Below are 15,309 nucleotides of genomic sequence, written 5' to 3'. Positions count from 1 at the left end.
TGAAGGAGCTGAGCCCGATGTCATTTAAGTCAACAAAAATCAACCCGGATAAATTTCATATCAGCCAGTGGAAGTTTTACGTCATTTTGCTGGCTCTGAGCATATTCATGATTTTGCCGATCATTTTCATGTTTTCTCAGGCACTTAAGCCAATGGATGAGCTCTTTCTGTATCCGCCCCGTTTCCTGGTCCATAAACCGACGATGGAAAACTTTACTGATCTGATGTCGCAAACATCCACGACACTGGTGCCGATTACGCGATACTTGTTTAACAGTGTGATCATTACAGGATCTGTCGTGCTGTTAACCTGTCTTGTAAGCGCGATGGCCGGTTTCGCACTTTCAAAAAAGGATTTTATGTTGAAAAAGGTTATTTTTGAAGCCAACATCATTGCGATGATGTTTGTTCCGGCAGCCGTCATGATTCCAAGGTATTTTATTATTGAAAAGCTTGGCTTGACCGACACGTTTCTTGGTCACATCCTGCCGCTTCTCGCTTTGCCGGTCAGTGTGTTTCTCGTCAAGCAATTTGTGGATCAGATTCCCGATTCGCTTCTTGATGCGGCGTCCATTGACGGTGCTAACGATTTTGTGCTGTTCCGGAAGATTATTTTTCCAATGATCAAGCCGGCACTTGCAACAGTGGCGATCCTTGCGTTCCAGCTCGCCTGGAACAACATTGAAACCTCTGTTATTTTCATGAACGATGAAAGCTTAAAAACCTTTGCTTTTTACATGAACACGCTGACCTCAAAACTCGAAAATAACGTGGCAGGCCAGGGGATGGCAGCGGCGGCAGGATTGATCATGTTCATTCCGAACCTCGTTATCTTCATCTTCATGCAAAGTAAAGTAATCAATACGATGGCCCATTCAGGTCTGAAATAGGGGGGAAAGACTGTGGCTAAAAAAATGGTACTCATTTTCATTGTTTTTCTCCTTTGGCTTCCGGGGAAAACCGAAGCTTCTGTACCTTATGATACGTATACGATCAATCCCGACGGTGAATGGATGATTACGCAGGATGCCTACCTGCCGACCGGAATGATCAATGGACTGGCTTCCATCGGAAATACAGAAGGCGTCGGAAAAGAAAAACTTCAGCCTTTTTCACAGCCGGAAGACATCTTTATTGACCGGCATGACCGGATCTATGTTGCGGATGCCGGCAACGGCAGAATTGCCGTACTAAGTCCTGACGGCGAGTACAGCAAGAGTATCGGGAAAGGGGTGCTCACCCAGCCCACCGGGGTTTTTGTGAAGGAGAACGGCCATGTATTTGTGGCCGATTACGGGAGCCAGAAACTGTTTGAGTTTGACGCTCACGGCAAAAAAGTGAACGAGTTTGGAAAACCCGATTCGGTTCTCTTTGGCAAAGACACCAACTTTGTCCCGAAAAAGGTCATTGTGGATAAGCGGGGGAACTTGTATGCGGTGCTTGAAGGATCCGTCGAAGGGCTTGCACAATTCAGTCCGAAGGGAGAGTTTCTTGGGTATTTCGGTGCCAACCAGACCTCCTTTGATTTGAAACGAAAGATTCAGGAGGTGCTGTATACAAAGGAACAGCTGAAAAAACTTGAAAGCAAGCGCCCTCCTTCTGCAAGCAACCTTGCCATTGATGATGAAGGGCTGATTTACACAAGCACCACCGGAACCAAAACAGAAAGTATCAAAAAGCTGAACATCTCCGGCTCCAACCTCATTCCATCGGTAATGAGCAGTACAAGCCTGTCAGACGTCACCGTGGATTTCATGGGGAACATCTATACGGTTGACGGCGAATTTGGCTATATTTACGAATACGACTCAGAGGGCAACCTGATTTTCACGTTCAGCGGAGAGGACAGCGGGAACCAGCGCCTTGGTCTGACAAAGAGCCCTTCAGGCATTGCGGTGAACTCAAAAGGACGCGTGTTCGTGCTTGATAAACAGCGGGGGGCCATCCAGGTTTTCCAGCCCACCGCCTATGCGAATCTTGTGCATAAAGCGATGTCCTTTTACTCGGAAGGCCACTATGAAAAGAGTGAAGGGTACTGGCAAGAAGTTCTTAAGTACAACAGCATGTTCGGGCTGGCTCACCAGGGAATGGGGATGGCGGCTTTGAAGAAAGGGAACTACGAAGAGGCACTCCAACGGTTCTCCATCTCAAAGGACATGGAAGGCTACTCCACTGCCTATTGGGAGATCCGGCGGAAATGGATGCTTGAGCATACTTCATCTTTTATTATTGCCGGTGCTGTCCTTCTCGCCGCCTATTTTATGATGAGGCGATTGTATCGTAAAAAGGGACTAGGCTCCCGTGTGATGAACCAGTGGCAGATCGTAAAAAAGGAAATATACATCTCACAATTTTTGCAGTCCTTCCGGATCATGAGGCATCCGATCGATGGCTATTGGGAGCTCATTCAAAAAGGCAAAGGCTCTGTGTTCATGGCGACAATCCTTTACATTTTACTGGTTACTGTCTATTTCATTGATCTTCTCTATACCAATTTTTTATTCAGTGCAAAAGATCCCGACAATATCAGGATATTTAATGAAGGATGGAAAGTTCTCGCCCCGATTGCCGTCTGGATCATTGCCAACTACCTGGTGAGTACTATCAATGACGGTAAAGGAAAACTGCGTGACGTTTATATTGGAACAGCATACGCCTTTAGTCCCTACATCTTTTTGGGTATCCCGATTGCCATTGTTTCCAACGGACTTACGTTAATGGAATCGGTGCTTTATGATATTGCGCGGTTCGGGATGATGGTTTGGACGGCTCTTCTCATGTTTTTAATGGTCAAGGAAATCCACCGGTTCGAGCTTGGACAAACCGTGAAGAATATCCTTTTAACCTTTGCGGGGATGGGGATTTTGGGGTTGATCGGATTTATGATGTTTGGTTTGACCAACCAGCTGTATGATTTTGTAGATGCTATCCTTTCGGAGGTGAAGGCCCGTGTTTAAATTCACAATGAAAAAAGCAGTGTTTGGTGTGATGCTTGCAGTACTGCTGTTGATTTCAAGCGGCATAACAGGCGCTTCAGGGCTTTTTACCAAAACGAAGGATGTGCCGCCGCAAGAGATACTGAAAAAACATGAGGAACTCTCAGCCGTTGAGCTGAGTTCCAACCGCTACACACAGCCGGACAAAAAACAAAAGGAAGTAACATCCCAATCTATTCCGGCTGAGTACAAAAAAGAAGCAGAAACGCCTTCCCTCGCACTTTATGCTGACAGCAAAACGATGGGCATTATGGTGAAAAATAAAAAAACAGGATATGCTTGGTCTTCTTATCCTGCAAAGGAAACCCTGAAAAAAGAGCAGTTGAACGAGGACTGGAGCATGCTTGTCCGTTCCCCGGTGATGGTCGATTATTTTAACGAAAATGCAGGGCTCGATCGAGGTAGCGTAGCATCGCTTGACGGCCAGGTGGTAAACAAAAAAGCGATCAAAAACGGCTTTCAGTTTACCGTGAATCTTAAGAAATTAAAAACGTCCTTTGATGTGCAAGTAAGCATTGAGGGTGAGGAGCTCGTTGTAAACGTTCCGGAAAAAAGCTGGAGCGAAAAAGATCACAAGCTTGCTAATCTCTATGTCTATCCTTTTATGGGAAGCACCCGGCTTGATGATCTACCCGGCTATATGATGATTCCGGATGGAAGCGGGGCTCTTATCCGTTACCAAAAGCCATCAGTTTCCTATGACGAACCGTTTGTCGGCAGGATCTTCGGTCAGGATTATTCCGTAAATCCTCTAAAAATGGGGGACAACAGGGATATTAATGTAACCATGCCGGTCTTTGGAGCGGTTCATGGCGAAAGGCAGAACGGCTTCCTCGGCATTGTTGAAAAGGGCCAGTACAATTCAGAAATTGTGGCCTATCCGGCAGGGTTGAACACTAACTTTAACTGGATTAGCCCGCGGTTTATCATCCGCAACGCATACTTTCAGCCAACAAGCAAAAATATGGGCGGATACAACACCTACCAAAAAACAAGAATTCAGACAGACCTGAAGATCAGGTACCATTTCCTTCAAAAAGATCAGGCATCTTACACAGGGATGGCCAAGTCCTATCGAAGCTACCTGGAGAATGAAGGTATTCTGAGAAAAACAAAATCTGCAAATAAAGATGTGCCGGCCCATGTTGAATTTCTTGGCGGTGAAATGGAAAAAGGCTTGTTCAGCCGCAAGTATGTGGAGATGACGAAGTTTCAGGATGTTGATGACATTACGAAAACATTAAAAGCGGATGGCCTTGCTAATCTGGATGTGCTTTTACGTGGATGGGGCAATGGTGGCCTTACGGGCAGCAACCCGGAACGGTTTCCCGTTGCCGATCAGCTTGGCGGTGAGAACGGTTTGACCGATCTCGCCCATGTGCTTAAGAACCGGGGGATCGCGCTGTCGCTTCAGCTCGATTACACGTATGGCTATGATGGAGCCAATAATTTCAATGAGAAAACGGAAGCATCACGCAAGATCACGAATCAGGTGTTGATTGAGCGGATTGGAAGCGATCCATTTGAAAAGGAAAAAATCGATTTGGAGCGATATTACATTTCTCCACATAAAGCAGTCAGCCTCGCCAGGGAGGATACAAAAGAAATAAAAAATATCCCTTCAGCCGGCGCAGCACTGGAAAATACGGGTTCCATTCTGTTCTCAGATTTCAAAAAGTCGCAGCCCACAGGGCGGGATAAAGCTGCATCCGATTATATGAAACTGGCAGACCAGCTTTCTAATCAACTTGGAGATTTGGCTGTGTATCAGCCGAACGCTTATCTCTTAAAGCATGCATCAAAAATCTACAACATAGTAATGGATTCCTCGCAATACATGTATGCGACAGACACCATTCCTTTTGTGCAGATGGTGCTTCACGGCTATATCGATTACTTTACTTCACCGCTGAACTTTGCGGCTGATAAAAATGAAACGATCTTAAAGATGGTAGAATCAGGAGCCTATCCTTCGTTTTATTTTACAAAGCAACCGTCTCATCTATTAAGCAAAGGACCGTCAAAATCCATTGGCTCTTCCTATTACAAGGACTGGATGAACGATGCAAAAGAAATTTATGAACGAGTGAAAGAGCCGCTTGGGGAGGTAGCCGGAGAAACTATTGAGAACCGTAAAGTCTATCAGCCAGGAGTGGTTGAAGTGACCTATTCAAATGGAGCAGCCATTCTGGTAAATTATCAATCCAAGGCAGTAAAAGTGGCTGGCCATTCCATTCCGGCAAGAGATTTTCTTTTATTAAAAAGGGGGAGCAGGCAATGACCAACCAACGAAAAAATACGCTGACAGGATTGCTGTTTATCTCTCCCTGGCTGATCGGCTTTCTTTTTTTCATGGCGTATCCGATCTATTCTTCTTTGAAAATGAGTTTTGAGAAGGTATTCATCACACCGGATGGCATTAAGTCGCAATTTATTAAACTTGATAACTATCAGTACGCTCTGTTTAAGGATCCCTATTTTATGGATGAAGTATTTAACTTTACCAAATCGGTGATCATCATGGTGCCAATTGTTGTCATCTTTTCCATGATTGTAGCTCTATTGATCAACCAACCGATCAAAATGAAGGGGATGTTCCGGGCTATCTTTTTCCTTCCTGTCGTGATCTCCAGCGGTGCCGTAATCACTGAGCTGTTTGCACAGGGAGCAGGAACCATTCCTATGGTGGAACAGTATGGCATTGTGAGCATGATCAAGGATTCTTTGGGCCCTGGACTTGCGGATCCGATCATTGAGGTGATCCAGAAGTTCATCCTAATTCTCTGGTTTTCGGGTGTACAGATTCTGATTTTTCTGGCCGGACTGCAGAAAATCAACAGAAGCATATACGAGGCGGCCGCAATCGACGGAGCCTCACCATGGGAAACATTCTGGAAGATTACATTGCCCGGCTTAAAACCGTTTATACTCGTCAACCTGATCTACACCACCGTTGATTTGTTTACCAACTCGGTGAATGACGTCATCAAGCTGATTAAAGAGAATATGTTCAAAATTGAAACCGGGTTTGGTTACGCAACCGCGCTTTCCTGGATTTATCAGGCCCTGATCCTGCTGATCCTTTTGGTTATTGTTTTCTTTTTCCGAAATAAGGAAGGAGAGAGAGAGCGTAAGCTTGGGTACCGGAAGCAGCGTACGAAAAGGGGGACAGTCTCATGAAAACCATAGCAGAACATGAAAAAATAACACCGCCTGCGGGCTCTGTTCTTGCTAAAGGGAGGTACGGAAAAAATCCGTTTCTTCTCCGTGGCAGGCGTCTCTTATTGGGTAAACAAGGGAATGACGGGCTCATTTTTAAGTTTTTCACGTATTACCTGCTTATTTGTATCGGCTTTGTATACTTATATCCTATCCTGTTTATCCTTTCGCAGAGCTTTAAAAGCATGGACGATTTGCTTGATCCGACCGTCATGTGGATACCGCGGGAGTTTAACCTGGATAACTATATTCAGGCATGGCAGGTCCTTGATTTTCCTAAAACCCTGAGCACCACCCTTTTTAATGCCGCTCTGCCGGCGGTGGCACAAACGATTTCTTGTGCGCTTGTCGGTTACGGCTTTGCGAAATTTAATTTTCCGGGAAAACCGGTATTGTTTGTACTGATGATTATTACCTTCATTATCCCGTCGCAAGTGGTCATGATCCCCCTGTATCTCTTGTTTGAGAACTATGGGATGACCGGTTCATCACTGCCGTTTATCCTTCCGGCCATTTTTGCGATGGGGATCAAAAGCACGCTGTTTATCCTGATCTACACCCAGTTTTTTAAGTCGATTCCAGTGGCTCTGGAAGAGGCGGCACAGATTGACGGGGCTGGAAGAATCTCGATCTTTTTCCGAATCGTGCTTCCCATCTCGGTTCCGGCGATGGTCGTTGTGTTCCTCTTTTCCTTTGTTTGGCACTGGAATGAGACATATATGGCGTCCCTGTATCTTGGCGATGCCATGTCCACGCTTCCCTTAAAGCTTCAGGAGTTTAACGATGCTTTCAAAAATATGTTTGGCGGCAGCCAGGCGGCGTCGGCGAAAACGGACATTAATGAATCCATTAAATTGGCGGGCACCATGCTTGTCATTCTACCGCTTCTGGTGCTGTATTTTGTTGCACAGCGATGGTTTGTGGAAGTAACGGATAAAACGGGAATTTCAGGAGAATAAGAAAAATGCCTGCCAGCTTGTGCCTGGCAGGCATTTTTTTATAGGGGTTTTTCGGTGAAACCGGTCAGTTCCAATCCTTTTTTGGCAAATTTATTTTTCATGAACCATTTCCAGACCAGTCCCGTCCGGTGATTTTCGATCATGAGCAGGGAAATGCCTTTATCAATTCCGATGACATCACGGCCATACCAGGGAAGAGAAACATCCAGATTGTAAGCATCCCTGAAGCCGTATTCTCCCCAAAGCTCAGGAACATGATTATAGTAATGCTGCATCGCATCAAGGCTTTCTTTTGGCGTAAAAGGAATGGAACCGATAGCGCCTGCAGGAGGAACGGTCCCATCAGGATGATGCTGGTCATTGGCTCCTGACCGTCCGGAAGGTGGCGCTCCGTAATCCCCTCTGTAGCCGGAAGGGCCATCGCATGCCGTCAGGCCCCACGATTTGGGACCGAAGGTCTTGAAGGTTTCCGATTCATCCATGCAGTATTGACGGTGGGCAAGCGAGGCTTTAACCGAGTTCTCCCACCAGTCCAGGCCGTCCCGGTCCGTCTTGTTCTGTAAATCAAACCAGGCATGGGAAAATTGATAGGTAAACAGAGAGCCTGTCCAAGTATAAATGAACAGAGGAACATCGCCATAAGTGCTGACCTGGCGATGGAAATCGTAAAACATCTCAGAGTCCGCCGGATGTGTAGGAGAAGCCGCCGCGAGAAAATACATCATGAATTGCTCGGCATACATGTCCCAGGCGCCCCAATGGCCGCGTTCAGGTGTATAGCCCATGTAAAACTGGTTGGTCTCCGGATTTCTGTACCACTCCCAATTCACACGTTCATACAGCTGTTGTGCTTTTTCCTTCAACTTTCCGCCAAAATATTCACCGGCCGTAATGGCCCCGCACACGGCAATGGCTGTATCAATGACTGAAACCTCGGAATTATCATACCGTTTGCCCGTTTCCATAGAAAGAAAGTGATAGAAAAATCCGTTCACTTCTTCTGCGTGCTGCAATAGTGTATCGAGTGTCCCCTCGGCACGCCGCTGGGCTTCATCCGTGGTGATCCACTGCCGCTCAGCTCCGATGACAAGCGCTGTTAATCCGTAACCGACCGAAGCGACAGAACACATTTCGGGATCACCCGGCGCACGGTCGCGGATCAATCCGAAACCAGGGCTTCCGGGGTTGCTATTGGCCTCCTGCCAGAAAAACAGGAAGGAATGTTTGCTTTCAAGGTCCATTAATTCTTCATTGGAAAGTGGTGTCATTATTCATCCTCCTCAACAGTTGAAACGTTTCAAATAATAGCTATGCAACCCTCAAACCCAGTGTAACATAAGAAAGTTTCTAAATTTTATAAAAAGTGCAGAATAAGTGGGTATATATGTAATAAATCCAAAGGAGGAGATACATATGGGAACCGTTTATAACCAGGAAGAAGGCAAAGTGGCTGTTGTCACAGGAGGAGGATCGGGAATTGGAAAGGCCTCATGCATTGCATTTGCGAAAGAGGGGATGAAGGTCTGCGTCCTGGACGTCAAAAAAGAGCGTGCGGAAGAAACCGCAAAGGAAATCAGGGAGTCCGGCGGGGTAGCCATTGCTGCAGAAATGGATGTTACAAACGAAGATCAGGTGAAGGCAGGCATTGAAAAAGCGGTAAAAGAATGGGGCAGGCTGGATGTTCTGTATGCCAATGCCGGAATCAATGGAACTCTTTCCTCCATTGAGAAATTTAATCTGGAAGACTGGAACACGACCATTTCCACCAATTTAACGGGTACCTTTTTAACGGTTAAGCATGCGGTTCCTCATTTAAAAAAAGAAGGTGGAAGCATTGTCATTACGGCATCCATCAATGGAAACCGAAGTTTTTCAGGATTTGGGATGTCGGCATACAGTTCTACCAAAGCAGCACAAGTGGCTTTTATGAAAATGGCGGCGCTGGAACTTGCCCGATATAAAATCCGGGTCAATGCCATCTGTCCGGGAGCTATCTCCACGAACATTGGGCAAAATACCCATCCAACAGATGATGTAAAAGAAATCAGCATTCCTGTCGAATACCCGGAGGGAAATCAACCGCTTGAACATAAGGCTGGTGAGCCTGAACAAGTAGCGGATCTCGCCCTGTTTCTGGCGTCCGAACGGTCCAGCCATATTTCAGGAACAGAAGTTTATATTGACGGAGCAGAAACCCTGCTGTAGACAAGAATTTTTTCTATGGAAGAAAGAGCCCTTGAGGCTCTTTCTTTTTTGCTGAATGATGTGGAAAAAAGAGGAATTAAGATGATTTTGAAGAATTAGATGGAGTAAAAAAACTTTGTAATAGGGAGACGATCAAAGCGAAGGTTTGTTTTTCACCTGGGGGTCATTTAGGAGGTTCTGAATTATCCGATTGTGAAGTGTACCGCTCACGTTCTTTAATGAGCGGCCAGGGATATACTGAAGAGAAACTTAAGGAAATTTTTAATGGCTTTACCATAATAGAAATCAGAAAAATGAAGGCAGTGGAAGAAGACGAGAGATTATTTGGTCTCAGACAGCTTTGTTCAGAAAAGCATAATATCTAGCATTCTTACATATTAAAAGACAGGAGAGATTTTGTAATGACATATTCAATTGTAGGCTTTGATCCTATTGAAAAAGAATGGGGAATTGCGGTGCAGTCCAAATTTTTGGGGGTGGGTGCGGTAGTTCCCTGGGCAAAGGCAGGAGTAGGGGCTGTTGCCACACAGTCCTATGCCAATACCTCATACGGGCCGCAGGCACTGAACGAGATGGAGCAAGGAAAGTCAGCAGAGACAACGCTGAAGATGTTGATCGAAAAGGACGAGCAACGGGAAATGCGCCAGGTCGGCCTGATCGATGCCAACGGAAATGGTGCTACCTTTACCGGGAAAGAATGTTACGACTGGGCGGGAGGAATAACGGGTCCTTATTTTGCGGCACAGGGCAATATCCTGGTTAGTTCAGCAACAGTGGAAGCCATGGGGAAGACTTTCTCTGAGGCGGAGGGAACACTTGCTGAACGGTTGCTTGCAGCCTTGCAGGCAGGACAAGAAGCGGGCGGGGACAGCAGAGGCCAGCAGTCCGCCGCTTTGCTGGTTGTGAAAGACCGGGGCGGCTATGGCGGATATAATGACCGCTATATTGATTTGCGAGTGGAAGATCACCAAGAACCCATTAAAGAACTGAAACGAATCTATAAGCTGCACCAATTATACTTTGCTCCTTCCAAGCCGGAAAATATTATAGAGATTAGTGAAGAAGTGAAGCAGGAAATCAGCAGGGAGCTGCTCAGGTTAAACTATCTGAAAGGCGCATCGGCTGACGACAGCAAGGTGTATAAAGCACTCACCGCCTATATCCACACAGAAAACTTTGAAGACAGGGAACAGGAGAAAGGAAAGATTGATACGGAAGTTTTGACGTATATGAAATTAGATAAAAAGATTAAAAAGTAGTACAATCTTACCAATTAACGTTATTTTGCAAAAATTTTTAAAAAACAGGTTTAAAATTCAGATTGTTTTTTGTATGATAAGACGATAAACATATAAGTCATTTTTTGGGGGAAAGATGATGCATTCATGGAAACGGAGATTACAGAACCATAGAGGCATGGAGTTTGCTTTGTTTTACCTTGTACTGCTGTTTGGAGTAGGTGCGTATCAAACCATTAAAGTATTTATGAATATCGATTTGTATTCCGAGCAAGTGCTTTTCGGTTTGTCGTCCCATTCCTTTATTGCAGCTCTTCTTTTTTTCTGGGCGGTTGTCAGCATTTTTTGGATCACAGCTCTGCGTGTTCTTGATTGGGCACACCGCACTTCACTGACAACGACCAAAAATGCGCTTTTCGGTTCCGCTGTTTTATTTTTAGGTGTTCCGATTGGCATTTCCATTCAAATCTACAGCGCGATGGCCTTTAGTCCGCTTTTAAGCTCGATTACTGAGGCGCTGCTCATTACGACCATTATCTCTTTTGCGATTGGTATTTCAGGAAAATACAGAAAAACAGCATAATCAATAAAAAACCGGTTGACGCCGGTTTTTTTTGTTTTTATAAAGGAAGGTGCAAACCTGGTGAGGAAATAGAGTTGCAAGCTGATTGGCAGGAGGAAACTAGATGATGGAACTCAGGAAAGTCGATCGTGATAATTGGGAAGAAGCATTACGATTGAAGGTGATGAAAGAGCAGGAAAAACTGGTACCGTCAGTCGCAGTCTCTCTGGCTAAAGTGTATATCAAACCCGACGGTGATGACGTTGAATATCTGCCTTTCTCCATTTATGTTAATGACAGGATGGTCGGCTTCATTATGCATGCGTATGTGCAAAAGACAGAAAACATGTATTGGATTAATGGCTTTCTTATTGATGAACAGCAGCAGGGAAAGGGATATGGAAAGCAAGCGTTGAATGCAATGATTTCCTGGATTGAAAGGAAATTTCCACATTCTATGGAAACACGGTTAACCGTAAACAGGGAAAATAAACTTGCCAAAGCTCTTTACGAGAAGTTGGATTATGTGCCGACAGGAGAAGAGTATGATGGAGAAATCGTTTACAGACGAAAACGGGTATAAGCTTTTGAAATCAGTTTCGCAGGAAGCTGATTTTTTATTGAGCATTCAATTGATATGCGATATATTGGTTTTATGAAAAACATTCAACGAATTAAACGACAATCATTGCGGGATGAAGTGTATCAACATTTAAAGGAAGCGATTCTCTCACTGGAGCTGGCACCAGAAGAAAGGCTCAGTGATAAGGATTTAGCCGAACAATTTGGAATCAGCCGGACACCGGTAAGAGAGGCGCTCAAACGACTGGAAGATGAGGGCCTGGTGGAAGCGATGCCAGGTTCTGCGACACGGGTAGCCCCGCTTCATAAAGAGGAGGCAAAACATGCCTTTACCGTAGTCGCAGCTTTGCATGCACTTGCAGCCAGGTTGGCCGTTCCTGTTTTCCATAACGAGGATGTTCAAAAACTGAAGGAATACAACCAAAGTCTGAAAAAAGCAATGGAAGAACAAAACGTAAGTGCTGCAATTGCAGCGGATGAACGTTTTCATGAAGTGTTTTTGGAGACCGCCGGCAATCCGGAGCTTAGAAAAGCCCTGGAGTCCAGTACGGTAAAAATCAGGCGGCTGGAGATGGCACAATTCGGTTCATTAAAGGGAATTCAATCTGTGAAGCAGCATGAGCAAATCATCTCTGCCTGCATAGAAAAAGATAGGGAGAAGACGGCACAGTTAACGGAAAAGAACTGGCTCAGTCTTGGAGAACTGCTCATACAAGAATAAAACAGAGGTGTTGTCATGCGTCCGGTATTGATTGGTATAGGTTCAGCGTTCTTTTTTGCCTTTACATTTATACTCAATTCATTAATGGAAGTTTCGGGAGGAAGCTGGATTTGGAGTGCTTCACTCCGGTATTTGTTCATGGTGCCGTTTCTTTTTATTATTGTGGGCATTAGAGGGAATTTACGGTCTCTTGTACAGGTGATGAAGGAAGACCCAAAAGCTTGGGGAATTTGGAGTATGGTTGGGTTTGGCCTTTTTTACGCACCCATTTGCTTTGCCGCGGCTTACGAGCCGGGATGGCTCATTGCCGGGACCTGGCAGATTACCATCATCTCCGGATCACTCTTAGTGCCTTTTTTTAAGGAACAGGTTCAAACACCAAATGGGATGGAAGCGGTACGGGGGAAGATCCCATTTAAAGGCCTTTCGATGTCGCTCATTATCCTGCTCGGTATTGTTTTATTGCAGCTGGAGCAGGCGAGAACATTGTCGTTTAACGATGTTCTGCTTGGTGTCCTTCCTGTGATTCTGGCTTCATTTGCTTACCCGCTTGGAAACCGGAAAATGATGGAGGTCTGCAGGGGAAGGCTTGATGCGTATCAGAGGGTGCTCGGTATGACACTGGCAAGCTTGCCATTATGGATCATTCTCTCTGTAATAGGGATAGCAACTGTAGGGCCGCCTGCCAAAGCACAAATCTTACAAACAGGAATTGTGGCTCTCTCTTCAGGTGTCGTCGCAACGGTGCTGTTTTTTTATGCGACTGACCTGGTACGGGGAAGCATGCAGCAGCTTGCAGCGGTGGAAGCGACTCAGTCGGCAGAGGTTTTGTTTGCGGCAGCTGGCGAGATTTGGCTGCTGTCACTGCCGCTGCCAACTGCTTTAAGCTGGCTTGGCATGTTTTTGGTTATGCTTGGCATGGTGCTTCACAGCTATTTCTCCCGTTCTTCTGTAAAGGAGACGCTAAGAAAGGCAAGTGCATCGTGATAAAAGGAAGTTCTTTCCTTGCCTACTTTCTGGATAAATGGGGTAATATTCTGATAAAAAGGAAGGGATGACAAAATCATGGCTTGGTTGGAGAATCATCTTCTGCTTGTTATTCTGGCTGTCGTCGCCATACTTGTATTTATATTCTTGCTGAAGCTTGCTGTACGTGCTGCTATTGTTTTTGGCATTATTGCACTCATCGCCATTGTTGTATTTGGAGTCAGCCCGGGAAAAATTGCGGATATTGGTAAAGAAGGCGCAAATTCCGCCTCGAAAGCTTATGAAAAAACGATTGAACCTGTGATTAACAAAGAGCTGGGAAATGCCAAACATGTGGAAAAGAAGGACGGAAGCTTTGTCATCGAGAGCAAAAGCGTAAAGATTACTGGCAGGGATGGGGATGACAAAGCCAGAGTGAAATACAACGGGAAGACATACAATGTGGATATGAACGTGATCAAACCGATCAGAAATCGTATAGAAACAACCAAGCAATAATAGGTTATAGCGTTCAGGCCCGGAACAAAGTTTGTTCCGGGCCTTTCCATGTCGCGGAATCATTCATATTTCTGGAGGGAGTGGCAATAATTTATAAGAAGGAAGAAACAAAGAGGTGTTGTTATGAAACGAAAATGGGTGCTTATGCTCAGTCTGGCTTACACCGTTTTTATGGCGGTTTTGTTTTTTTACTATTTCTCAAAAGGAACAACGCACAGCTATCAGGTCGCGATTGGAGGAGTATTATGCGGCGCCATTCCGCTTGTGCTGGCGAAGTTCACGAGACTCGCGTTTAACCTTTCGATTACACTTTCCTATCTTGTGTTTCTTTTTGGCTCCCAATATTTAGGATCCATTCTTCATTTTTATGGATTGGGATGGTGGGATACCTTTCTTCATTTGCTGAGCGGGGCGCTGCTGGCATTTGTGGCCATCGCTCTTTATGAACGACTGGTCCACAGGGAAGGAAAAACAGAAATCTCCCCCTGGCTTCTGTTTTGGTTTGTGTTTTCTTTTGCCGTGTTAGGCGGGGTAGTGTGGGAAATGTATGAATTCAGCATGGATCAGCTGTTTCACATGACACTGCAGGGCGGAGGCAACAGCGATACAATGGTGGATTTAATCGCGGATACGACAGGTGGTTTAGTGATTGCCGTCATTTCTCTCATCAAAACGAAATCGAAAATAGGAAAACCAACGCTGAAAAAAGAGCCGCTGCCGCCAGAATCAATGGCATAAGAAAGGCCCGAATCGCTAATGATTCGGGCGCTTTTTATTTTACCTGCCAATACTGGAGCAAAGGGCCGTCTGTTCCGAATAAAGGGTCTGTTTCAGGAAGCGGAACCGCACCAATCTCCTCAAGAACACGTGGACGTTCCCCGTCAACACCCCGCATCAGGTTATGGTCCATCCCCTCTGGATAGGCACCGGCCACTTGAAAATCGGAGCTGGAATCCACATTCATATGTCCGGTTCCCGCAGGGAGAACAAGTACATCTCCGGTATGAATCTGAAGTTCCTCACCTGATTTACCACCAATTTTAACTGTGGCAAAACCCGAAACCACACCCAGGGCTTCATGAGTATTGCTGTGATAGTGGTGAAAGTCGTATACTCCTCCCTGCCAGCTGTTCAGCCAGTTGTTGGAAAGGAAAATTTCTTCTGCCTGCTGAGGTTTTTCGGATAAAACACCTTCATAAAACAAAACGGGCAGACGTGGGTTGTTGGGAATAAAGCCATCGTCCTCAAGAAAATACGTTTTAACTTCATATGTTTTCATGGTGAATCCTCCTCATTAGGGTTTTAAAAAGAATTCCCGCTATTGATCAGAATTAACCATGCT

At 45.4% G+C, this 15,309-nt stretch carries 15 protein-coding genes; 13 read left to right on the top strand and 2 right to left on the bottom strand.

Translation table 11 applies throughout. From position 1 onward, the window contains the following. The first annotated feature begins 17 nt into the window (after nt 1-17). Genes DMO16_RS10390 through DMO16_RS10370 form a run of 5 tightly spaced genes read left to right on the top strand, consistent with a single transcriptional unit; the run spans nt 18 to nt 7,174 of the window. Entirely contained in the window at nt 18-890 is an 873-nt protein-coding gene (locus DMO16_RS10390) for a carbohydrate ABC transporter permease (RefSeq protein WP_129477297.1), read from the top strand. Between the two features lie 12 nt (nt 891-902). Next, nucleotides 903-2,957 (top strand): YIP1 family protein, encoded by a 2,055-nt coding sequence (locus tag DMO16_RS10385; RefSeq protein WP_129477295.1) that lies wholly within the window; start codon nt 903-905, stop codon nt 2,955-2,957. Continuing rightward, on the top strand, nt 2,950-5,277 hold the full coding sequence (locus DMO16_RS10380) for a DUF5696 domain-containing protein (RefSeq protein WP_129477293.1): 2,328 nt from the start codon (nt 2,950-2,952) through the stop codon (nt 5,275-5,277). The genes DMO16_RS10385 and DMO16_RS10380 overlap by 8 nt, the downstream gene beginning before the upstream one ends. Then, entirely contained in the window at nt 5,274-6,176 is a 903-nt protein-coding gene (locus tag DMO16_RS10375; RefSeq protein ID WP_129477291.1) for a carbohydrate ABC transporter permease, read from the top strand. Before DMO16_RS10380 ends, DMO16_RS10375 begins: the two co-directional genes overlap by 4 nt. Beyond that, nucleotides 6,173-7,174: a carbohydrate ABC transporter permease gene (locus tag DMO16_RS10370; protein WP_129477288.1), complete on the top strand. Its 1,002-nt coding sequence runs from the start codon at nt 6,173-6,175 to the stop codon at nt 7,172-7,174. Before DMO16_RS10375 ends, DMO16_RS10370 begins: the two co-directional genes overlap by 4 nt. A 38-nt stretch (nt 7,175-7,212) precedes the next feature. Here DMO16_RS10370 and DMO16_RS10365 read toward each other — a convergent pair whose 3' ends face one another. After that, nucleotides 7,213-8,442 carry a glucoamylase family protein gene (locus DMO16_RS10365; protein ID WP_129477286.1) on the bottom strand — a complete coding sequence of 410 codons (1,230 nt, stop codon included), beginning with the start codon at nt 8,440-8,442 and terminating at the stop codon, nt 7,213-7,215. Between the two features lie 145 nt (nt 8,443-8,587). Between DMO16_RS10365 and DMO16_RS10360 the strand changes: the two genes are divergently transcribed. From DMO16_RS10360 to DMO16_RS10325, 8 genes are all read left to right on the top strand, one after another. After that, nucleotides 8,588-9,379 (top strand): SDR family oxidoreductase, encoded by a 792-nt coding sequence (locus DMO16_RS10360; protein ID WP_129477284.1) that lies wholly within the window; start codon nt 8,588-8,590, stop codon nt 9,377-9,379. Nucleotides 9,380-9,780: 401 nt separating this feature from the next. After that, nucleotides 9,781-10,638 (top strand): DUF1028 domain-containing protein, encoded by an 858-nt coding sequence (locus DMO16_RS10355; RefSeq protein WP_129477282.1) that lies wholly within the window; start codon nt 9,781-9,783, stop codon nt 10,636-10,638. Nucleotides 10,639-10,756: 118 nt separating this feature from the next. Continuing rightward, complete coding sequence (locus DMO16_RS10350; protein WP_206738088.1) at nt 10,757-11,200, top strand: hypothetical protein; 444 nt, start codon at nt 10,757-10,759, stop codon at nt 11,198-11,200. Nucleotides 11,201-11,303: 103 nt separating this feature from the next. Next, a complete protein-coding gene (locus DMO16_RS10345) occupies nt 11,304-11,762 on the top strand; it encodes a GNAT family N-acetyltransferase (protein WP_129477278.1) in 459 nt (152 codons plus the stop codon). A 72-nt stretch (nt 11,763-11,834) separates the two neighbouring features. Beyond that, nucleotides 11,835-12,482 (top strand): GntR family transcriptional regulator, encoded by a 648-nt coding sequence (locus DMO16_RS10340; RefSeq protein ID WP_129480365.1) that lies wholly within the window; start codon nt 11,835-11,837, stop codon nt 12,480-12,482. Nucleotides 12,483-12,497: 15 nt separating this feature from the next. Continuing rightward, nucleotides 12,498-13,469, top strand: a complete 972-nt coding sequence (locus DMO16_RS10335) for a DMT family transporter (protein ID WP_129477276.1) — start codon at nt 12,498-12,500, stop codon at nt 13,467-13,469. Nucleotides 13,470-13,547: 78 nt separating this feature from the next. Continuing rightward, nucleotides 13,548-13,967 (top strand): hypothetical protein, encoded by a 420-nt coding sequence (locus DMO16_RS10330; protein ID WP_061967675.1) that lies wholly within the window; start codon nt 13,548-13,550, stop codon nt 13,965-13,967. A 123-nt stretch (nt 13,968-14,090) separates the two neighbouring features. Further along, nucleotides 14,091-14,705 carry a hypothetical protein gene (locus tag DMO16_RS10325; RefSeq protein ID WP_129477274.1) on the top strand — a complete coding sequence of 205 codons (615 nt, stop codon included), beginning with the start codon at nt 14,091-14,093 and terminating at the stop codon, nt 14,703-14,705. 34 nt (nt 14,706-14,739) lie between these two features. On the opposite strand, the gene DMO16_RS10320 is transcribed toward DMO16_RS10325, so the two are convergent. Then, a complete protein-coding gene (locus tag DMO16_RS10320) occupies nt 14,740-15,246 on the bottom strand; it encodes a cupin domain-containing protein (RefSeq protein ID WP_129477272.1) in 507 nt (168 codons plus the stop codon). Nucleotides 15,247-15,309: the final 63 nt, after the last annotated feature.

It is taken from the genome of Fictibacillus sp. S7, from assembly GCF_004127935.1.
Lineage (GTDB): Bacteria > Bacillota > Bacilli > Bacillales > Fictibacillaceae > Fictibacillus_C > Fictibacillus_C enclensis.
Note: the sequence above shows the minus strand (reverse complement) of the source record. Positions and strands in the feature narration are given on the sequence as shown.

What these genes read in the sequence shown, in the direction of transcription:
- DMO16_RS10390 (WP_129477297.1), top strand. Translation starts at nt 18, where the DNA reads ATGTCATTTAAGTCAACAAAAATCAACCCGGATAAATTTCATATCAGC.
- DMO16_RS10375 (WP_129477291.1), top strand. Translation starts at nt 5,274, where the DNA reads ATGACCAACCAACGAAAAAATACGCTGACAGGATTGCTGTTTATCTCT.
- DMO16_RS10370 (WP_129477288.1), top strand. Translation starts at nt 6,173, where the DNA reads ATGAAAACCATAGCAGAACATGAAAAAATAACACCGCCTGCGGGCTCT.
- DMO16_RS10365 (WP_129477286.1), bottom strand. Translation starts at nt 8,442, where the DNA reads ATGACACCACTTTCCAATGAAGAATTAATGGACCTTGAAAGCAAACAT.
- DMO16_RS10360 (WP_129477284.1), top strand. Translation starts at nt 8,588, where the DNA reads ATGGGAACCGTTTATAACCAGGAAGAAGGCAAAGTGGCTGTTGTCACA.
- DMO16_RS10355 (WP_129477282.1), top strand. Translation starts at nt 9,781, where the DNA reads ATGACATATTCAATTGTAGGCTTTGATCCTATTGAAAAAGAATGGGGA.
- DMO16_RS10350 (WP_206738088.1), top strand. Translation starts at nt 10,757, where the DNA reads ATGCATTCATGGAAACGGAGATTACAGAACCATAGAGGCATGGAGTTT.
- DMO16_RS10345 (WP_129477278.1), top strand. Translation starts at nt 11,304, where the DNA reads ATGATGGAACTCAGGAAAGTCGATCGTGATAATTGGGAAGAAGCATTA.
- DMO16_RS10340 (WP_129480365.1), top strand. Translation starts at nt 11,835, where the DNA reads ATGAAAAACATTCAACGAATTAAACGACAATCATTGCGGGATGAAGTG.
- DMO16_RS10335 (WP_129477276.1), top strand. Translation starts at nt 12,498, where the DNA reads ATGCGTCCGGTATTGATTGGTATAGGTTCAGCGTTCTTTTTTGCCTTT.
- DMO16_RS10330 (WP_061967675.1), top strand. Translation starts at nt 13,548, where the DNA reads ATGGCTTGGTTGGAGAATCATCTTCTGCTTGTTATTCTGGCTGTCGTC.
- DMO16_RS10325 (WP_129477274.1), top strand. Translation starts at nt 14,091, where the DNA reads ATGAAACGAAAATGGGTGCTTATGCTCAGTCTGGCTTACACCGTTTTT.
- DMO16_RS10320 (WP_129477272.1), bottom strand. Translation starts at nt 15,246, where the DNA reads ATGAAAACATATGAAGTTAAAACGTATTTTCTTGAGGACGATGGCTTT.